The 18,962-nt window shown below is 70.7% G+C and carries 17 protein-coding genes; 4 read left to right on the forward strand and 13 right to left on the reverse strand.

The window, feature by feature from the left end:
* Window positions 1-14: 14 nt before the first annotated feature.
* From C503_RS0118515 to C503_RS0118525, 3 genes are all read right to left on the reverse strand, one after another.
* On the reverse strand, window positions 15-968 hold the full coding sequence (locus tag C503_RS0118515; protein ID WP_018683715.1) for an acyl-CoA desaturase: 954 nt from the start codon (window positions 966-968) through the stop codon (window positions 15-17).
* Between the two features lie 80 nt (window positions 969-1,048).
* Window positions 1,049-1,432 (reverse strand): DUF6292 family protein, encoded by a 384-nt coding sequence (locus C503_RS0118520; protein WP_018683716.1) that lies wholly within the window; start codon window positions 1,430-1,432, stop codon window positions 1,049-1,051.
* Window positions 1,433-1,581: 149 nt separating this feature from the next.
* On the reverse strand, window positions 1,582-1,785 hold the full coding sequence (locus C503_RS0118525) for a cold-shock protein (RefSeq protein WP_018683717.1): 204 nt from the start codon (window positions 1,783-1,785) through the stop codon (window positions 1,582-1,584).
* A gap of 491 nt (window positions 1,786-2,276) precedes the next feature.
* On the opposite strand from C503_RS0118525, the gene C503_RS39895 reads away from it, so the two are divergent.
* Window positions 2,277-2,513: a hypothetical protein gene (locus tag C503_RS39895; protein ID WP_018683718.1), complete on the forward strand. Its 237-nt coding sequence runs from the start codon at window positions 2,277-2,279 to the stop codon at window positions 2,511-2,513.
* Between the two features lie 300 nt (window positions 2,514-2,813).
* Here C503_RS39895 and C503_RS0118535 read toward each other — a convergent pair whose 3' ends face one another.
* Window positions 2,814-5,153 carry a hypothetical protein gene (locus C503_RS0118535; protein WP_018683719.1) on the reverse strand — a complete coding sequence of 780 codons (2,340 nt, stop codon included), beginning with the start codon at window positions 5,151-5,153 and terminating at the stop codon, window positions 2,814-2,816.
* A gap of 94 nt (window positions 5,154-5,247) precedes the next feature.
* Here C503_RS0118535 and C503_RS0118540 point away from each other — a divergent pair, with 94 nt between their 5' ends.
* Window positions 5,248-5,430, forward strand: coding sequence for a hypothetical protein (locus C503_RS0118540; RefSeq protein WP_018683720.1), 183 nt, complete (start codon window positions 5,248-5,250; stop codon window positions 5,428-5,430).
* Between the two features lie 124 nt (window positions 5,431-5,554).
* Here C503_RS0118540 and C503_RS0118545 read toward each other — a convergent pair whose 3' ends face one another.
* Window positions 5,555-5,740 carry a hypothetical protein gene (locus C503_RS0118545; RefSeq protein WP_018683721.1) on the reverse strand — a complete coding sequence of 62 codons (186 nt, stop codon included), beginning with the start codon at window positions 5,738-5,740 and terminating at the stop codon, window positions 5,555-5,557.
* Between the two features lie 448 nt (window positions 5,741-6,188).
* On the opposite strand from C503_RS0118545, the gene C503_RS0118550 reads away from it, so the two are divergent.
* Entirely contained in the window at window positions 6,189-7,349 is a 1,161-nt protein-coding gene (locus C503_RS0118550) for a Fic family protein (protein WP_018683722.1), read from the forward strand.
* Here the strand turns inward: C503_RS0118550 and C503_RS0118555 are convergent.
* Complete coding sequence (locus tag C503_RS0118555; RefSeq protein ID WP_018683723.1) at window positions 7,295-8,680, reverse strand: MFS transporter; 1,386 nt, start codon at window positions 8,678-8,680, stop codon at window positions 7,295-7,297. The genes C503_RS0118550 and C503_RS0118555 overlap by 55 nt on opposite strands.
* A 248-nt stretch (window positions 8,681-8,928) precedes the next feature.
* On the opposite strand from C503_RS0118555, the gene add reads away from it, so the two are divergent.
* A complete protein-coding gene (gene add, locus C503_RS0118565; RefSeq protein WP_018683725.1) occupies window positions 8,929-9,939 on the forward strand; it encodes an adenosine deaminase in 1,011 nt (336 codons plus the stop codon).
* Window positions 9,940-10,258: 319 nt separating this feature from the next.
* Here add and C503_RS0118570 read toward each other — a convergent pair whose 3' ends face one another.
* The 7 genes from C503_RS0118570 to C503_RS0118625 all read right to left on the reverse strand — a co-directional run bounded on the left by C503_RS0118570 (window position 10,259) and on the right by C503_RS0118625 (window position 18,679).
* On the reverse strand, window positions 10,259-11,239 hold the full coding sequence (locus C503_RS0118570) for a tetratricopeptide repeat protein (protein ID WP_018683726.1): 981 nt from the start codon (window positions 11,237-11,239) through the stop codon (window positions 10,259-10,261).
* 159 nt (window positions 11,240-11,398) lie between these two features.
* Entirely contained in the window at window positions 11,399-12,187 is a 789-nt protein-coding gene (locus tag C503_RS0118575; protein WP_026316453.1) for a hypothetical protein, read from the reverse strand.
* A gap of 85 nt (window positions 12,188-12,272) precedes the next feature.
* The gene (locus C503_RS0118585; RefSeq protein ID WP_018683728.1) at window positions 12,273-12,725 is read right to left on the reverse strand and encodes a hypothetical protein; all 453 of its coding nucleotides are present in this window, start codon (window positions 12,723-12,725) and stop codon (window positions 12,273-12,275) included.
* A gap of 42 nt (window positions 12,726-12,767) precedes the next feature.
* Window positions 12,768-13,250, reverse strand: coding sequence for a hypothetical protein (locus C503_RS0118590; RefSeq protein WP_018683729.1), 483 nt, complete (start codon window positions 13,248-13,250; stop codon window positions 12,768-12,770).
* A complete protein-coding gene (locus C503_RS46045) occupies window positions 13,219-17,853 on the reverse strand; it encodes a DNA/RNA non-specific endonuclease (protein WP_156893318.1) in 4,635 nt (1,544 codons plus the stop codon). The genes C503_RS0118590 and C503_RS46045 overlap by 32 nt, the downstream gene beginning before the upstream one ends.
* The gene (locus C503_RS0118620; protein WP_018683735.1) at window positions 17,853-18,158 is read right to left on the reverse strand and encodes a type VII secretion target; all 306 of its coding nucleotides are present in this window, start codon (window positions 18,156-18,158) and stop codon (window positions 17,853-17,855) included. The genes C503_RS46045 and C503_RS0118620 overlap by 1 nt, the downstream gene beginning before the upstream one ends.
* Before the next feature lie 11 nt (window positions 18,159-18,169).
* On the reverse strand, window positions 18,170-18,679 hold the full coding sequence (locus C503_RS0118625; protein WP_026316454.1) for a YbaB/EbfC family nucleoid-associated protein: 510 nt from the start codon (window positions 18,677-18,679) through the stop codon (window positions 18,170-18,172).
* Between the last annotated feature and the right edge of the window lie 283 nt (window positions 18,680-18,962).

Here is an 18,962-nt window from a genome sequence, read left to right on the forward strand (position 1 = left end):
CGGCGCGGACGAACTCACCGCTTGCCGGACACGGCAAGGCGGGCGAGGCGTTGCGGTGTCGGCCAGCGCACGTCCCACACCCAGCCGAGTCTCTCGAACACCCAGATGAACCGGGCGGAGATGTCCACCTGGCCGCGCCGGACGCCATGCCGGGCCGACGAGGGGTCGGCGTGGTGGGAGTTGTGCCAGGACTCCCCCATGGACAGGATCGCCAGCGGCCAGAAGTTGGCCGAGCGGTCCCGGCTGCGGAAGGGCCGGTCGCCGATCATGTGGCAGATCGAGTTGACCGACCAGGTGACGTGGTGTTGGAAGGCCACCCGGGCGAGGCCCGCCCACAGGAACCCGGTGAGCGCGCCCCACCACGACAGCGTCAGCACGCCGCCGAGCACCGCGGGCAGCAACACCGACAGCGACACCCAGAGCGGGAAGAGCCGGTCCACCATCCTGATGTCCGCGTCGGCCGCCAGGTCCGGCGCGAACCGGTCGATGTTGGTGCGGTCGCGGCCGAACAGCCAGCCCATGTGCGCGTGCCAGAAACCCTTGGCCAGCGCGAGCGGGGACGTGCCGAACAGCCAGGGCGAGTGCGGGTCGCCCTCGCGGTCGGAGAAGGCGTGGTGGCGGCGGTGGTCGGCGACCCAGCCGATGACCGAGCCCTGCGCCGCCATCGCGCCCATGATCGCCAACGCGATGTGGACCGCGCGGTTCGCCTTGAACGCGCCATGGGTGAAGTAGCGGTGGTACCCGACCGTGATACCGAGGGTCGAGACGGTGTAGAAGACCGCGGCGATGGCGAGATCCACCCAGCTCACGCCCCAACCCCAGGTCAGCGGCACCGCGCTGACGAGGGCGAGGAACGGGATCAGCAGGAACGCGCGGATCGTCACCATCTCCAGCCGCCCGGCCCGCGCGGCGAGCAGGGGTTTCGGCCGGGGGCGGTCGTCGGGAGGCAGGAGCGTGGCACTGGACATGCGTTACCTCGCGGTGATGAGGGCGGCGTTGTTCGGGCGCGACGGCGCCGAGGTGAACACGCGCGTTCGAACGGACTCGGTCACGCGGGACGCGCGGCCATGCACGCCGCCATCGCCGGGCGGTCGAGCAGGGGCGGGAAGACGCGGAGCCGGTCCGGGGGGAGTCCGGCGACGACATCGGTGACGAACCGGGCCACCTCGGCCGGGGTGGGTACGACGTGGCCGCCCAGGTATCCGACCACCGACGGCCGGTCGTCCCCGCGGGGCTCGGTCCCGACATACCACCCGAGCCGCTCGTCCCAGACGAGCATCAGGTCCCGGCCGGGCAGGCGCGGGAGGCGCTCGCTCAGGCCGAGGTAGGCCGTGGCCGTGTCGGTGACCTCGTACGCCACCGCCTCGGCGGGTACCCCGATCCGGGCCGCGACCTGGTGAACGTAGACCCCTAACGCGATGTCGAGCCCCACCGGCTCGCCCGTCCGCCCGGCTGTTCGCGCGCCCTCGCCAAGGGAGTCGCTCCCGCGGCAAGCGGGGGATCCCAGGGTCGCGACGGTCGTGCGTCCGAGGCCGCGGATGTCCGCGGCGAGGTGGGTGCTCGTGAGCCGCTCCGCGGGGATCAGAGGGCCGACACCGCCGTGGCCTGCGGGCCCCGGTTGCCCTGTCCGACCTCGAACCGGACCCGGGCATTCTCCTCCAGGCCGCGGAAACCGCCACCGGAGATCTCGGAGTAGTGGACGAACAGGTCGGCGCCTCCGCCGTCCGGGCTGATGAACCCGAACCCCTTCTCGGAGTTGAACCACTTCACAGTGCCCTCGGCCATGCGGGATCTCCTTGTCGCGTGGGATGTCTCGGCACGACCTCGGACGAGGCGGCCGGGCCGCGAGCGTGAACCGAGGAGTCGGAGAGGTGACACCGGGGAACGGCTCGCCAAAAACTTCTGCGAGCGTCCAGGGAACAACGAACACAAAAATCTTCAACCACAACCAGTAGAGCACGCGCCGCGCCGAGCGTCAACCAAGCCCGGCCGACCGCACCCGGACAGCGGTGCGCGCCCCGCCGTGCCAGGAAAGTCCTTAATGGACATTTTGGGTCCGGACAGCCCGTGTCCCGCCTCGTTGCGGTAGTGTCGGCGGAGTTGGTGACCTCAGCGCAGGCAACAGGCCGTCGCGGGGTCGCCCGACCCATTCCGGTCCGATGGTGATCGACCGGGGACAGGAGCACCGGCTTGCCGCCGGATCGCCAGCACGCACAGCCCGGCACCGACCACCCCGGCCACGTTCGGCTCACCGTCCACTGTCGACCGGACCGCCGATGAGAGCGGCCGGGCGGCCGAGCCGGGCACGCGACGCCGAGAACTCCTTCACCGAGAACCGGATCGCCTTCGAGCTGGGGCAGGCCACCCAGCAGGCCCAGGCCGCGCGCACCGTGGCAGGCCATTCGCTCGACGCCACCGACTGCCGCGAGCTGCTGTCCATGCTGGGCCTGTCGGCGCGGACGCCCGACAAGCACACCGATGAGGCGGGGAACGGTCACATGGTCCAGCGGTAGCAAGGAGTTCCAGGCCGGGCAGGGCCATCGAGGACCACGGTCCTGCGCCGTCAGAGGATTCTTTGATCACATCGCCTGACCGGGCTCCCGTGCCCCGTCAGGCGATGTGATGACGCTGTCGCGGCCGGTCGAGAGCGATCGGCGTCGCGCTATGTCGTCAAAGTCACCGCATGACCAGACAACCCCCGCACGCCCGGCCTCGCCCGAGGTGAGCCCGAAAGGACCCAGGCGGGCCGGAATCGGCGCGCGCCCACCGCGTCTCGGTGCGGCGGTATGCGCGCCGCCCTGGGCCGCCGACGCTCAGGCGAGAGCCGCACGCAGACGAGCGCGCACGTCCTCGCCGTCGGCGCGAACCGCCAGGTCGTGCCGGGTCGGCGCCGGGATCAGGTCGATCAGCTCCAGTGACCGTTCGATCGCCAGCAGGGCCTCCGGCAACCGCTCGCCCAGGTCGAGGAGGAGGCCGCCGTGGGTGTTGAGGACGTGGGCGGCCAGGCCGCGACGGGCAGGCGGCACGGCGGTGGCCGACGTGGACGGGGTCAGCTGCAGGATGGTCATCGCGGTGGCGATGTCGGCGAGAGCTGCCGGGATGCGGTCGAGACCCGCGAGGCACAGGGCGCGGTTGATCAGGACGAGGACGCGTTCACCGGGTGAGTCCGCCGACGCGAGGGCGGCCAGCGCGCGATCGGCGGCGGCCAGGCCCGCGGCGTGGTCGCCGGTCTCCCAGCACAGTTCCGCGACCTGGTTCGCCGTCCGCGCAGCGGCAGCGCCGCCGGTCGTTGCATGGAGTTGTTCGGCTTCCCGGGCGAGTCCCAGGGCTGTGACGGGGTCGCCGGAGACCGAGTGGGCGACGGCGAGGTTGACCAGGGCGGCGGCGAGTGCGGACGGGTCGGTCGTGGGCACCGCTCGGTAGCGGGTCACGGATTCGGCGGCGGTGACGGCCATCGTCGCCACGTCCCCGACACGCCAGGCGACGGAGGCGGCGTTGGCGAGCGCGGCGGCCAACGCGGCCGGGTCGTCGAGTTCGCGATGTCGTTCTACGGCTTCCAGACTCGCGGCGGTCGCACGGTCGAGCAGTCCGGCACCCGCGAGAATCCACCCCTGATTGGTCAGTGCAAACGCGAGTTCCGCACTGGACAGTTCCCGATAGAGCCGGACGGACTCATCCGCCGCCACTACCGCCTCATCCCACCGTTCAGCGTGCGCGAGCCGATAAGCCAACAGGTTCAACACACGTGCACGCGTACCCCCACTCGGGTAATGCGAAGCGAGCTTGCGCGCAACCGCAGCAGCAGCGATATCCAGATCGGCCCCACCACCGAACGGCAGATGAGCCTCCAGAGCCGTCAGCAACCCCACGTCAAGATCCACCGCGTCGACCAACCGCGCCACCGCGCGTCCACCGCGTGCGGCAAGACCCGGATCTGCACGCAACGCGGGTTCCACCAGTTCCGTCAAGACCGCCGACGACCGCGTCGCCGTCTCCACCAGAACCGTCAACACATGGGCGTTCCACGGTGCACGATCCAATAGCGCGCGCACCGCGCCTGGTAACCACGGATCAGTGCTCAGCGCGACCAGGTCCTCCCCCAACCGGTCAGGCCGCAACGGCGTCAGCACCACACCATCACCGTTCGGATAGCACTTCGCGTGGTCGGCGAGCAGCGCGTCAGCCGAGTGGGACTCCGTCAAGTCAGTGGCCCGCAGCGCGGCCCGCGCGTCCGCATAGGCCAACGGACCGGTCAGGGTCGCGAGCGTGACGAGCCGGTTCATCAACCACGGCGGCGTCGCCATCGGCTCGGCCACGCGGGTGTGCAGACCGTGCCAGTAGGCGCGTTCACGCTCGATGAGGTGCGCGGCGAAATCACGCGGCAGCTCGCCGCCGGTGTCCACCCCGACCAAGGCCGCCATGAGCACGGACAGCACCGAGTCGAACCGGGACGACGATAGGTCCACCGGCAACGGTATGTCCGCCGGACGGTCGAGCACGGCCCCGAACCGCGCGCAGGCCAACCGGAACAGTTCGGAACGATCGACCGCGACCTCGCCCAGCGCGGTCTCCGTCGCCGGGATCCCGTCCACGGAGGACAACCTCCGGGACAACGCGGACCACCAGAAGTCCGCCGAACGGGCCAACGCGAGCACCCGTACGCGCGGCCCACGCCGTTCGCGCGCCAGCTCCACCAGCCGCGCCGACGGCCACCGATCGGCGTAGTCCACGACGTACAGGACACCCGCGACCTCGCCCGACCTCGGCGCGGGCGCCCGGCCGGGATCCAGGTCGGCCGCCAGCACCAGCCAACCCCGGTCGGTCAACCGACGCGCGAACTCGGCCGCCAGCCGGGTCTTGCCCGCGCCGCCCGCCGCGTGCACGAGCCGGACCGAGACCTCGTCGGGACCGTCGGCCCAGGCGCCCAGCCCGGCCAGCACGTCGTCCCGGCCGGTGAGCGGGACGACCGCGAACCGCTCCTCCAGCAGCAGGCCGGGCCGTTCCCGCACGAGCCCAGGGGCCACATCCACCCGCCGCGGCCACGGTGCCAGGTGGAACCGGGACGGGATGGGAATCCCGTTCCCGCCGATCTGGAACACGTCGCCGAACACGGTCCCCGCGTGCAGCGAGTTGACCACGCGCGGGTCGCCCATCCGCCACCTCCCACCGGTAACGGTCCCGATTCTCCCTGCCCGTCCCGGTCGCGGGCACGTACATTGGTGATCAGGTTCCGGGAGGGAGACCGTCATGGGCTCGAACGGGCACGACAACGACTGGATCGACGACTCCGCCTCCGTCATCGGCGCGCAACGGACCCAGGACGTGCCCGCGGTCATCCCCGAGATCGTGCGCGCCACCCTGCGCGCGGTCTCGACGGCCGCAGGCGTGCCACCGCTGCCGCCCCCGCCCACCGACCAACAGCCCCGCTGAGCACCAGCGGTCCGGCCGCGTCGGGTTCCACGAAACACCGGTGACATCACCGCGGTTGTCCCGGCCAAGTCCCGGGACAACCGCGGTGCCGGTCCACATCACGCGGGAAATGTCCCGCCCTGGGTCACCGCTGGTCGTCGTCCGGGACCGGGACGAACCGGTGCTGGTCGACCACGTCCGCCGGGTCCGCCTCGGCCGTGGCCTGCTCCGCCTCGAACCCGCCGTCCAGATCGTCCTCCGGCTCGTCCGGGTCGAGACCGGGACTGAGCTGGTCGGCGACGTCGTTCCACGGCTTGTCCCACTCGGTCATCCCCGCTCCCTCGCGTCGACGTGACGGTCTCGTCGTCAGGAGGTTCCCACGCGGTGCGCGGCTACACCTGTCGGCGAACGGCGATGTGCCGGGCCATTCGATTCCCGCGGGCCGCGTGATTGTCCGAACAATGCGGCCGCGGCGGGCAGGCCGAATGGCCGAATCGCGCACGGGGTGGCCGGAATAGTCAGTCACTCTTTCGAGTGAACCCAAGCCTGCCGAACATCTCACTCCGGCACTTCGACGCTCAAAGAGGTACCAGGCCAGGACCACCGAACCGGCGACCGAACCGGAACCGGTCCGCGCCCTCCCCGGCTGAGCTGCGCCTATAGCCGCGACAACGGAAACAGGCGAACCCAGGACACGCCGGACATTGTTCGGACATGGATCATGAAAGTCGAGATTTTACCGTTTGTGGAAATCATGTCGTGTCCCGGAGGCTTTGCGCATGACGATGACGAAGCCCTCCGCGAGCGGGAGATGGGTCCCGGTTCCGGAGGGCGAGGGGGACGCCATTCCCGGGTGGCTGCGCGCGGAGGGCGCGTTCGCGCCCCGCCCGCTGCCCTCGGAGCTCGCGCTCTCGCAGCGCACCAACCGCCTGCTCGCCGACGGCCAGGAGAAGCTGGGCAGGCTCGACGAGGCGGCGGCCCGGATGCTCGACCTGTCCCCGCTGGTGCGGTCCACCCAGGTGCGCGAGGTGCAGCGCTCGGCGCAGCTGGACGGGGTGAGCGCGGCGCTGCTGGAGGTGCTGGTCTCGCAGTTGCCCGGGGTCAAGCCAGGAACCTACGTCGAGCCCGCGGTCACCCGGTACCTCCGGGCGAGCGACACCGGTTTCGCCGCGTTGCGGGACGGCGCGGCCATCGACGGCGAGCTGATGTCGCGGGTGGCGGCCGCGTTCGACGACACCGCCACCGACCAGGTGTGGCGCACCGACCACACCTGGCTGGGCGGGCCTGCGCCTGCGGACGCGTTTCTGGTGGCCAGCCCGCCCGGCGCCGAGACGCGGGCGGCGTTCGAGCAGTTCGTGACCTGGTCGGCGGCCGACACCGAGCTGACCGTGCTGGCCAAGGTCGCGCTCGGCACGTTCCTGCTGGAGGTGTTGCGCCCGTTCCGTTTCGGCAACGGCCACATCGCCCGGCTCTATGTCGGTCTGGAACTGGCCCGGTCGCGGGTGTTGCGCGGGCAGGTGCTGCCGATCTCGACCTGGATCAACCGCAATCTCACCGCCTACCGCGAGCACCTGCGCGCGGTGGCGGTCACCGGCGACTACGAGAGCTGGGTGGCGTTCTTCGCGGCCGGGGTGATCGAGGTGTGCGCGGACGAGCTGGCGCTGATCCGCAAGCTGGAGGGCGCGCACCGGCGGTTGCAGGACCGGCTGGGACGGCGGACCGGGAACGTGCGGAAGGTGTTCAACAGCCTGCTCGCCACCCCGGTCACCAACCACCGGCAGATCGCCGAGCTGCACCGCATATCGAACAAGAACGCCAACGACGTGTGCGGTCGGCTGGTCGACGCGGGCATCCTGGAGAGCCTCGGCGACTACGGCAAGGTCTACTACAGCCCGGAACTGGTGCGGCTGCTCAGCCTCACCGACCCGCGCGCCACCTGAGCCCGCGTCCCGAGCGCGACGAGGATCAGCAGTGCGGCGAGGGCGAAGGTGACGCGCATGCCGGTGGTGACGGCGCCCGGCCCCGCGGTGGTGATGTCCGTCGTGGACGAGGCGAGGGCGAACACCGCGCCCATCACGGCGGTCCCGGTGACGAGACCGAGGTTCCGGGACAGGGTGAGCATGCCCGAGACGACCCCGCGCCGGTCGGCGGCCACGTCGGCCATGACGGCGGTGTTGTTGGCGGTCTGGAACGTGGCGTAGCCCATGGTGGTGACGACGATCGGGACGAGGTAGCCCGCGACGGTCCCGGGAAGTGCCGCCAGCAGGGCGGTTCCCACCGCGATACCGACCAGGCCGATCACCGTCATCCGCTGCGCACCGAGCCGGTCCACGATCCGGCCTGCCGGGATCCCGCTCAGCGCGGTGACGAGCGGGCCTGCGGACATGACGAGCCCGACGAGCGCGGGACCGAGTCCGAGACCGCGGGACAGGTAGAAGGGACCGACGACCAGGGTCGCCATCATCACCGTGGAGACCAGCGCGCTCATCACCAGACTCGCGTTGCGCATCGGGTCCCGGAACATCTCGGGACGGAGCAACGGCTCCCGCGTCCGCCCCTCCACCCGGACGAACACCACGACCCCGGCGGCGGCCACCACCAGCAAGGCGATGCTGAGTGGCCCGAACCGGCCGAGCGTCATCGCGAGCGCGTAGGCCATGAGGGTCCCGGCGAGCAACAACGTGCCGACGTTGTCGAACCGGACCCGCTCGGCACCGGGCCGGTCGGCGGACAGGTACCGGTATCCGAGCAGCAGGGCCACCAGCCCCAGCGGCAGGTTGACCAGGAAGATCGCCTGCCAGCCGAGCCACGAGACCAGCACGCCGCCCAGGGACGGGCCGAGCGCGGTGCCGACGGCGGACATCGTGCCGAGCAGGCCCATCGCGCTGCCGGTCCGCTCCCTCGGCACGGTCTCGCCGACGAACGCCATGGTCAGCGCCATCATGACGGCCGCGCCGAGCCCCTGCCCGGCGCGCGCCGCGATCAACACCCACAGCGCGGGCGCGACCCCGCACAGCACCGAGGAGACCGTGAACAGGGCGGTCCCGCCCAACAACAATCGGCGACGCCCGACGAGGTCGCCCAGCCGTCCCACGCTGACGACCAGGGTGGTGCTGGCCAGCAGGTAGGCCAGGACGACCCACTGCACCTGGCCGAACGAGGCGGTGAACGCCTCCGCCAGCGTCGGCAGCGCGACGTTGGCGATGCTGGTCCCGAGCGAGGACAACAACATCGACAACGACAACGCCGTCAGAACCCATCTGATCCGCATCCGCGCCCCCGTTCCACTGTGGACATCCCGCTGTCTGCACCCAGCATGGGACAGGCGGGACGGCGGAGGGAAACGATGTTGCCGACTCGGCAAACCCACCTGGGTGATCGACAACCCGCTATCCTGGACCACGTGACGACGTTCAAGCTGCCGCTCTACGGCTGCGACACCGAACGCGGCGACCTCGCTCCCTGAGCCCGCCGATCGACCCGCGTTCCGTTCCGTCACGTCCTGTCCCGGGAGCACCCATGTCAGATCCGCGCGCGTTCATCCATGCCCTGCCCAAGGTCGAACTGCACGTCCACCTGGTCGGCTCGGCAGGCGTCGACACCGTGCTGGCCCTCGCCCGACGCCACCCGGGGTCCGGTGTACCGACCGACCGGGCGGAGCTGGCCCGATTCTTCGAGTTCCGGGACTTCCCACATTTCCTGAAGGTCTACTGGGCGGTCCAGTCCATGCTCGTCGACCGGCACGACATCCGAACCCTCGTCACCGGCCTCGCACGCGAGCTGGCGCGGCAGAACGTCCGCTACGCCGAGGTCACGGTCACCCCGTACAACCACCTCCTCGACGGCATGCCCGCCGACGAACTGCTCACCGGCCTCGCCGAGGGCCGCGCCACCGCCACCGACCTGGGCGTCTCCCTCGCCTGGTGCTTCGACATCCCGGGCGAGAAGGGCCCCGAGGCAGGCCGGGAGACACTCGCGTTCGCCCTGCGCGAGCGCCCCGAGGGCCTGGTCTCGTTCGGTCTCGGAGGCCCTGAGGTCGGCGTCCCACGCGCCCAGTTCACCCCCTACTTCGACCAGGCCCGGGAGGCGGGCCTGCACAGCGTCCCGCACGCGGGCGAGACCACCGGCCCGGAGACGATCTGGTCGGCCGTGCGCGACCTGGGCGCCGAACGGGTCGGACACGGGACGAGCGCGACCGAGGACCCGGCATTGCTGACGCACCTGGTGGAACACGGAATCCCGCTGGAAGTCTGTCCCACATCGAACCTGCGCACCCGACAGGTCGAGTCGATCGAGAAGCACCCGGTGGGCCTGCTGCTCGCGGCGGGCGCGGTGGTCACACTCAACACGGACGACCCGCCGATGTTCGGGACCACGCTGGAAGCCGAGTACCTGGCCGTGGCCACGACATTCGGCCTGGACCCGGCCGGACTGGCGCGACTGGCGTCGAACGCGGTACGCGCGTCATTCCTGGACGCTGCCGCCCAAGCGACACTACTCGCGGAAATCGCCACCCTCACAACCGAGTAGCGCCCCCTCGCGTCAACCCGACGCGACTCTCTGTGGACCGCCCACCCCGCTGTGGACAACTCGCAGGGGACCCCCGAAATCCACTCTACCAGCGCAAACGGCCCACAAGCCCGATGTCGATCATGCCTGTGGACAACCGACGACGCCAAGAGCCACGGGACGCCACGTCAAGGCGACCAACGGAAGCTGTGGATGGTCCGACACATTGGGGACAACCCCGGAGGGACCCCCGAAATCCATTCTACCTGCGTAAACGCTGCGGCACGCGGCTGTCGATCCTGGCTGTGGACAACCGGAGGACGGGCCCGCCAAAGGGGGCTCAGATCGAGGGCAGGGCCACGCCGTCGGCTGTCTGGAGCAGGGCGCGGACCTCGGTGGCACGGGCGTCATCGGCGACCACCAGCACAGCCAGCGCCTTGTGGAACACGCGGCGGGCGGCCGGGAAAGCACCCGTCGTCCAGTAGTGCCGCCCCAGGGAGAGCAGCACGTCGACATGAACCGCGTCAGGTGCGGCATCGAACGCGGCGTCCGCCTGTTCCAGGTAGTGCACCCCGGAATCGGCCCGCCCGGCGGCGATCATCAGGTCACCGAGCAGCCCCAGCGTAGCCGCGGCGGCGACGTCCGAGCCGCGCCTGCGATGTTCGGCGAGCAGTTCGAAGGCCGCGTCCAGTGCCCGGTGCCACCGACGGCCCTGCCGGAACAGGCTCACCAGGGCAGTCAGTGTCGCGATCACATGCGGCTCGTCCGCGAGGTCGTGCCACAGTTCCAGCGCGCGCACGAACTGCGACTCCGCCACCAGGTCGTCTCCCACCGCGGCCGCGACCCGGCCCGACCGGTCCAGCAACACGGCCAGCGCCACCCGGTTGCCCCAGGTCCGCGCGGCCCGCTCCCCTGCGACCATCAGCGTCGACCGCCACTCGGCGTCCACGGCCAGCGGCGACCCGGCGGTGACCCGCCACAGCGACCGCGCCAGCGCGCACACCGCCTGACCGTCCGTGGCGTCGAGGGCGGCGGCCACCACGTCCCGATGTGCCGTCACCCAGTCCGGGGTCAGGTCGAGGGTGAGCAGATGGTCGACCAGGCGTGCGCGGGCGTCACCGCGGACCGGTGGCCGGGTCGGCGCCGCCCGCACCCAGCCGGGACGGGGCGACTCGACGTCCAGGGACGCGACCAGGTCGGCCGTGGTCTGCGGCGGCAGTCGCACCAGCGCGGCCAGCAGCGGTACCGGCAGGCCGACCCGGAGGTCGTCCAGGCACCGCAGGACCTCGTCCGCGGGCGCGGATACCCCATCCGACGGCACGTTGTCTCCTCGGTCGACCCGACGTGGCGCGCGCTCCTCTTCGCCGATCCGGCCCACCATGATGAGCGATCACGTTGGCGCCACGGCAACATGGGGACGCCAACACCGCCCATTCGGACGCATCACGCCGGGAGTTCCACAATGGAACAACCGGTGTTTCTACTGCACAGTGGACGGTGCGGTCACCACGGCGAGCGCGCGGTCCCTGGCCGTCTCGTCGACCTCCGCCAGCACGAACCCGCGGGCGCGAATGTGCGCCAGCAGCTCGGGATCCGGGGCCAGGTCGTGCTCGCGCAGGTAGTAGGGCACCGCGCCGGGCCACACCCACAGCCCATCGGTCCGGAACACGAGCGGGACAGCCGGTTCCCGTTCCGGGTCGTACACGTCCTTGTCGTGGCTGCGCGCGGCGAGCACGGCGGGCGCGTCCTCCAGGTAGGCCAGCACCAACGATCGCTCGGCCGCGGGCACCGGCGGCCGCGGCACCGGTTTCCCATCCGTCCCGAGCCCGTCCCACACCCGCGGCGATCGCACCGCGGGCTCGACCCGCTTCCGCCACCACGGCGGGACGTTGTGGTCCGCCCGGGGGAACAACCGCAACTCGTCCTGGAACCCCACCGGCGGCGGCACCACCCGCCACCGCGGCTCCTCGTCCAGCACGAACCGGGTGCGCACACCCCCGGCCGGGTCGACCTCCACCTCCCCGGCCAACCAGGTCCCCCGCCCCGGCTGGTACATGGCCGCCCGCACCTGCCCGAGCAACCGCACGACCTCCGGATGCGGCCGCACCGGGTGCGTGAACCCATCCGGCCCGGTGACCACCACATCGACCTCGACGTGCTGCCCCGCCGCCCGCAGCTCGGCCCGCACATGCCGCCACCCCGGCGCCACCGAACCGGCAAGCACCTGGGCGATCCGGTGCACATGGTCACCGGCCGGTGGTTGGCTCACACACTCCCCCTACGAAACCTGTTCCACAACAAGCGGGACGACGAACCACGACGCGAAGTCGACAAGCGCCTCGTCGCGGCGGCGGTCACGCACCGCCCTGCGCGGCACCATCCAGACCCCGGCGGAACCACTCCGGCGTGTTCTCCGGCGAGCGCGGGAACCACTTGAACTCCGTCTCGTAGTCCTTGGGAGCAGGTGGCGTGGCGAAATCCGGCTCGTGGTCGCGGTTGTAGTTGATCTGGAACTTCGCAGGCGCGTCCACAATGTACTTGCATTCGACCCAGGTGCCGATGTCATCGGCATACATACCGGTGCGCAGCTTCAGGAACTTCTTCCACACGCTCTCCGGGAGGTCGAACCCGCCGGAAGAGCCGTCCTCCATGCGCAAGCCCACGCGCAGTCGGTTGCTGTTGCCCAGCTTGGCGATCTCCACCTGCAGGCGCAGCCATCCCGAGGGCAGCACGGCGACGAGTTCCTCGGTGATCTCGAACAGCAGACCCTGCTGTTCGACCGGGTTCAGCTGCGGCCAGTTCGCCATGGTGTCCGGTTCCTTCCTCTTCGGTTCGCCTCGCCGCGAAGCCTACAGTCGCCCATCCGTGCCCGGATCGGACTCGTGCGCGCGCTCCAGTTCCATTCCTTCTTCGAGGATGCGACGCAACCATTCCGGGATGTGCTTGTCGTCACGAGGGTAGGTTTCGAGGTCTCGCACGAACGTCGTGGGGTGCAACTCGGGCAGCCATCTCGGGTCGTCGTCGTAGTCGAACGACGGCTGCGGGGCCGATCCCTGTTCCAGCACCAACTTCGCCGAGAACCAGGTGCCCCGACCAGGCTCGTATCCCAAGTCCCGCAACTCCTGGTATCCCTCGGACACGGCGGCCGGAATGGGCCCCACGTCACCGAAACCACCGAATCGGTCACGCACCTCGACGGCGAAGTCCCAGGCCAGCACCGTCGCGGAGACGGTGAGCGTGATCCGGGCCCAACCCGGCGTGACCTCCCCGGCCAGCGCCTCGGCTGCCGCGGCGACCAGCTCATCGGCCCTTGTACGGTGTGTTCGGTCCATAGTTCACTCCAGGTCGGTTCGGGAACACGCGTTGCTTGGTCACCGTCGACTCGACGATGGGGTTGCCCGCGTTGTCGAGCAGCGGTTTTCCGTCCGGCCCCGCCTTGTACTCGACCTCTCGCCACCGCGCGGTGACCTCGGATGGTACGCCGTCCTCGCCGCGAGTCATCCGCACCTGGTAGTCGCGGACGTCATGCAAGGGATCCCTGGACAGGTCGGACAGGCCCATCTCCATTCTGCGCCAACTGGCCTCGTGCACCCAGCCGTCGCGGAAGTTGCCCGAGTTGGACGCCGCCATCTGCGGATGCATGTTGAGATACTCGCCCAAACCGCCGAGCTCATTGGCCACCAGGTGCCCACCGGCCCATTTCGCGCGGGCGTCGGCGGCCTCCTGCGGCGTCAGGGCGCGGTTGGGCGGATCAGCGGGATAGGCCGCCTCGCCTTCCATCTGAGCCCGCCGCTGTGCTCCCTTGTCCTTGTGGTCGTCGCGGTGGGCGGCATCCTGACCGCCGTGGTGGAGATCGCCGCTGACCGCGTCCGGCTGACCGTGGTGGTCGGTGTGGAAGTTCAGCGCCAGATCCCCATTGTGGAAATTGGGCACGCGGTACTTGACGTCCGGCAGCAAGGGTTTGCCGAGGTCCGGGTTGAAACCGTTCCACTCGCCCTCGCTGGCACTCCGACCGGGCAGTGCGTTCGACTTGGCTCCCGGCTCGGCCTCGACCCACTTGACCGTACCGTTCTCGTCGGTATGGAAAGTGGTTCGGGTGCCGTTCTCGTTGATCACCGGGTACGCGGTGTTCGGGTGCAACGGGGTGTGGCCGGGCAGATCCCGGAGGGGTGCCGGAACCGGGTTCGGCTCGGTCGGGCGGAAATAGTCGGGATCCCTGTTCCCGTCGGGGATTCGGTCCCGGTCACGATGCGGAGCCTGGATCGGCGGATCGTAGACGTGCTGGGGCGCCGGACGATCCCAGTCCACGAAACGCTCGCCGTGTCGAGGATCGTCCGCCTCGATGGTCTCCGTGTCCGGGCTGGGGTCGTGCTCGGGGTGGTCGGGATGCCGGGGATCGGACGGATCGATGGAACCGCTGTCATCGTCGTGGGTGTCGGGCTGGTCGTCGTCACCGCGGGCGCGGGCGTCGTCGCCTGTGACGTCGTGTTTGTCGGCGTCGTGGGTGCCTGGGGTGAACGCGTCGTCGCCCGCGCTGTGGTGGGTTCCGTCGGGGTAGTGGGTGTCCCACTCGCCGTTCGGGGGGATGCGGGGGCGGACCTTGCCGTCCGGGCCGATCTCGTAGTCGGAGGAGAAGACTCGGCCGTGCTGGTCGGTCCAGGCGGGCTTGTTCGGTGCCAGGACGGGGGTGTCGAGCTCGTTGGCCAGGCGGGGGGCGAAGTCGTTCGCGCCCGCGTCGCAGCCGATCAGGCGGATCGGCCTGCCGTCGTAGTTCGGGTCCCGGCGCAGGATGTCGGCGAACTCCTCCGGGGTGTAGAGGTGCCCGCCGACGCGCGCGTGCCCGTCCGGGGTGACGTGCACGTCGACCGTGTACCGACCGTCCGGATCGGGACGCACGCGCTGCGGCAGGTCGCCCATCTCCGGGTCGCCACGGTGGAAGGACGCGCCCGCCGGGGTGCTCTCGGCATGTCGGTTGTGCACCTCGTCCGGGCCCGGCCGGTCGTGCGGTTCACCGTGGTCGACCGAACCGTCGTTCGGGGCACCGTGGTCCCGGGGGTGCTCTCCCGGCGCGCTGTGCTCGTGGTACGGATCTGCTCCACTGTGGACATCGCCGTGCGCGTGCGGCGGCGCGTCCGCAGGTGCGGCACCCCGACTGACCGGACCGGGTGTCGAATGCGGCTGTCCGGGACGCGAGTCGCCAGGGCGCGTCGAACCATGCGAATCACCTGAACCGGGACGAGAACCGGGACCGTCGGAACGTCCGGGACCGGAACCACGCGGATCACCACCCGGACGAGCCGTGCCGTGCGACCCGTCCGCCGAATGCGGCGCCCCACCGGGACGTGCCGGATCGGAACCATGCGGACCGCCTGCCGAGGGGTGCGCAGGCCCAGGTCGGGACGGAACGGGACCGTTGGGACCACCTGCCGGTGATTGCGAACCTGGCCGACCGGCTTCATTCGAACCGTGTGTCGCAGGCCGTGCGGGCCCCTCACCGCCGGGACGGGACGGACCGGAACCACCAGGCGACGGGTGACCGCCAGGATCCGGACGAACGGGACCGGCCGGTGGCCGGGACGAACCGGGACCGCCGCCGTCGGCACCAGTACGCGACGGGCCGGAACCACCGGCCTGCGGATGAGCACCAGAGTCTGGGCGGGCGGGACCGGTCTGCGGTCGGGATGAGCCAGGGCCGCCGGTGTCGGAACCGGGACGAGACGGGCCGGAACCGTGCGGGCCGGACGATGGGGGCCTGCCGCCGGGAGGCGTGGATGTCGGGCCTGCCGAGCCTGGGCGGGAGGTGCTGAGGCCGCTGGTGGAAGGGCCCGAACCGGGACGGGTGGGAGTCGGGGAGTTCGGAGCTCCCGGGCCGGGGCGGGACGGGGTGCCGCCGGATGGGGAGCCTGCATTGGGGCGGGACGGGGAGCCTGAGGCGTGGGCGGGTGACGGGCCGGACATCGGCATGCCACCCGAGGCGGGCGGACGAGATCCCGTGGACGGGCTGTTCGGTGCGCCGGTGCCCTGGGGACCGAAGCCCCCCACGGGGCGCGGGTCGGCGCCGGTGCGGGCTGGGGGTGACGCTGTCGAGGCGGCTGGGGCCGAGCCGCGCGGGTCGGGTGTGCGACTCGGGGCGCTTCCGGGGGCGCTGCCTGCGGGTCCAGAACCACCCGAACCGCCAGGGGTTCCGGTCCAGCCTGCGGAACGCGGGGCGGCGGAACCGGGAGTCCCACCGGTCGGACCACCGCCGGAACCGCCCTGCATCCCGCCCGGCGAGCCGCCGAAGGGCTGCTGGGCCGACGGGCTTGCGTCGCTGCGTGGTTGCGGTACCTGGCTGTTGCTCGGTGGTGCGTCGACGCGCGGTGGTGCCGCGGCGGACGCGCTCGACGACGAGTCCGGTGGTGCGTAGTGGGACGGGGTGGACGCGTCCGACCTCGGTGGGCTGTATGAGCCGCCACCGGAATGCGAGGCGGAACCGCCGTAGTTCGCGGCCGGGATGTCCGCGGGTTCGGCGCGGAAGCTCGATGGGGTGCCAGAGCCGCCACCGGAGTGTGTCGGCGCGGACGAACCCCCGGTGCCGGATGGCGAGCCGTTCCCACCGGCGGAACCGGAACCACCGGAGTGGGATCCGGAACCGCCCGTCAAGCCGCCGGAACCGGAGTCACCGCCAGCGCCGGAACCCGAACCGCTGTCCGAGCCGTTCCCGCCACCCGACCCGTTCCCACGACCGGAGCCGGAACCATTCCCGCTGCCGGATCCATTCCCTCCTCCGGATCCGTTCCCCGTGCCGGACCCGTTGCCGGTCCCGGAACCGTCACCCGTCCCGCTGCCGGTTCCGGAACCACCGCCTGAGCCACTGCCGGTCCCGGAACCGCCACCCGAGCCGTTGCCAGTTCCGGAACCATCACCGGATCCGTCGCCTGTCCCGGATCCGTCGCCGGAACCACGACCGGAACCGTCCCTCGATCCCGAACCGTCCCCGGTTCCGGAACCGTCACCGGAACCCGAGCCGTCACCCGAACCGCCGTGACCGGAACCGCCATGTCCGCCCGCGCGCACGGCATGCGGGTCGTGCATGAAGCCGCCGGGCTTGATGTGCTTGGGGTTGATCACGTCCAGGCCGGTGGCCTTGCCCGCCAGCTTGCCCAGCACCTTGATGATCTTGACGAAGACGTCCGCGATCTTGCCGAGGGCGGGCGCCACGCGGTGGATGGTGCGCAGCAGCCTGCGCAGCAAGTCGGTGATCTTGGTAGCCCACTTGCCGATCGCGGTGACCGCCTGGGCGACCACCAGCGGGGTGCCGAAGCCGAGTGTGAAGACCTCCTCCAGCACCCAGGAGATCAGCTTGCCGACCAGGTCGGCGATCAGGTCGCGGACCGTCTCGCGGACAAACGAGACCACCTGCCCCATGATCATCACAACGGTGCCGATGGCGCCCGCCACCGTGGACGCGCCGCCGATGGCCTCGCACTGCTCGGCCGAGGACTGCCGGTACGCGTCGGCCGCCGCGCCCTCCCAGCCCGCGGTGCCGTTCTTGACCGCGTTGTCGTAGTTGGACTTGGTGTCCTCCAACAACTTCGCGATGTTGTCCCAGGTGTTGGCGTAGGACTGGATCGCGGGCGGGTTGCCCGCCAGCGAGTCGAGCATGTCCTTGAGCGGCTGCACGTGCTCCATCAGGAACGACGCGGCCGACGACAGCAGCCAGCCGAACGGGTCGATCGCGGCGGCCGCTGCCTCGGCGGCGAAGCTGACCACGCCGAGGCCGCCCTCGACCCAGTTGCCGTCCTTGATGCCGTTGTAGGCGTCCATCGCGGACTCGGCGATGCCGATGCCGCCCATCCAGCCGTAGTCGCCGTTGCCCTCGGTGAGGATTCCCGGGCCGTCCGGGTCCTCCTTGGGCTTGTCGACGAGATCCGGCGGCGCGCTGCCCTCGGGCATCAGTCACCCGCCGTCAGGTTCGAGGTGTTGGTGTCCTCGGTCTCCCGGTAGGCCCTCGCGGTCTCGCGCACGCGGCCGGAGACGGCCTCCATCGCCTCGACGGTCTTGGTGAGCGTGTCGATGCCGTACTGCTCCACCGGGTCGAGCATCATCCGGAACGGCTGGCAGAGGATGCCGTACGCGTCGGTCGGCATGCTCACCTGGTTGGCCGCGTCGACCGTGCGGTGCAGGTCCGAGGTGAACTGGTCGAGTTGCCCGGCGTGCGCGGTCAGGTCCGCGCCGATGTCGAAGCCACCCTGGGTCATGGTCTCGCCTCTCAGGACAGGATGGAGCCGCCGAAGTCGTCGTCCTCGCCGTGGTCACGCGCCCGACGCCGAGGCGGAGGCGATGACGGCTGCTCGTCCTCCTCGTTCGCGCCGATCCGCAGGTGCCGCGGCCGCTCTGCCTGCTCCTCCTCGACGAACTGCGGGAACTGGTCGCGGGCGTCGGCGAGGATCTTGTTGGCGGTCTGGTCGGTGGTGCCGATGGTCTCGGCCATGACCTCTTCGAGCAGCTCGGGGATTCGCGCCTGCGCCCGCTGCATGGTCGCCATGACCAGCGCGGCCACCTCGCCCATCCGCCGCCCGTTGACGTTCTCGGCGATGTCCAGCCCGGTGAGCACTCCCCGCGCGGACACGGTCACCTCGACGACCCGATCCGCGGACCGCTCGGTGACCGACAGCTCCTCGACCCGGTCGGCCATGGCCTGGTAGCGCACCACGCGCTGCTGAATGGTCCGGTTCCAGTCCTCGACCATCCGCTCACTGGCCGCGAGATCCTCAGGCACGCCCAGCCCCCGATCCGTTCTCCACGTCCGCCCCCGACGGGCGACCACGCGCCATCCGACGCAAGTGTGGTCCACCCGGTTCCCGAACGGGTGAATGGTCTGGACAAATTTGTCACGGATCGGAGTCCGCGCAGATCAGGCCGCTAAAGATCCACACGACGTCTGGGGCGTGCAGTCATGGGACGTCCGCACCGCCGCACCGACCACACACGCCCGAAGAACCGGCCACCCCACCCCAGGACTCGACCCACCCAGCCCAGTAAACCGCCCACGCCTCACCCGA

Source organism: Actinokineospora enzanensis DSM 44649, from assembly GCF_000374445.1.
GTDB classification, from domain to species: domain Bacteria; phylum Actinomycetota; class Actinomycetes; order Mycobacteriales; family Pseudonocardiaceae; genus Actinokineospora; species Actinokineospora enzanensis.

Excerpts from the sequence above, each read along its gene's own strand:
- C503_RS0118550 (WP_018683722.1), top strand. The coding sequence starts at position 6,189 with ATGACGATGACGAAGCCCTCCGCGAGCGGGAGATGGGTCCCGGTTCCG.
- C503_RS46045 (WP_156893318.1), bottom strand. The coding sequence starts at position 17,853 with ATGCCCGAGGGCAGCGCGCCGCCGGATCTCGTCGACAAGCCCAAGGAG.
- C503_RS39895 (WP_018683718.1), top strand. The coding sequence starts at position 2,277 with ATGAGAGCGGCCGGGCGGCCGAGCCGGGCACGCGACGCCGAGAACTCC.
- C503_RS0118585 (WP_018683728.1), bottom strand. The coding sequence starts at position 12,725 with ATGGCGAACTGGCCGCAGCTGAACCCGGTCGAACAGCAGGGTCTGCTG.
- C503_RS0118620 (WP_018683735.1), bottom strand. The coding sequence starts at position 18,158 with ATGACCCAGGGTGGCTTCGACATCGGCGCGGACCTGACCGCGCACGCC.
- C503_RS0118540 (WP_018683720.1), top strand. The coding sequence starts at position 5,248 with ATGGGCTCGAACGGGCACGACAACGACTGGATCGACGACTCCGCCTCC.
- C503_RS0118545 (WP_018683721.1), bottom strand. The coding sequence starts at position 5,740 with ATGACCGAGTGGGACAAGCCGTGGAACGACGTCGCCGACCAGCTCAGT.
- C503_RS0118590 (WP_018683729.1), bottom strand. The coding sequence starts at position 13,250 with ATGGACCGAACACACCGTACAAGGGCCGATGAGCTGGTCGCCGCGGCA.
- add (WP_018683725.1), top strand. The coding sequence starts at position 8,929 with ATGTCAGATCCGCGCGCGTTCATCCATGCCCTGCCCAAGGTCGAACTG.
- C503_RS0118525 (WP_018683717.1), bottom strand. The coding sequence starts at position 1,785 with ATGGCCGAGGGCACTGTGAAGTGGTTCAACTCCGAGAAGGGGTTCGGG.
- C503_RS0118555 (WP_018683723.1), bottom strand. The coding sequence starts at position 8,680 with ATGCGGATCAGATGGGTTCTGACGGCGTTGTCGTTGTCGATGTTGTTG.
- C503_RS0118515 (WP_018683715.1), bottom strand. The coding sequence starts at position 968 with ATGTCCAGTGCCACGCTCCTGCCTCCCGACGACCGCCCCCGGCCGAAA.
- C503_RS0118535 (WP_018683719.1), bottom strand. The coding sequence starts at position 5,153 with ATGGGCGACCCGCGCGTGGTCAACTCGCTGCACGCGGGGACCGTGTTC.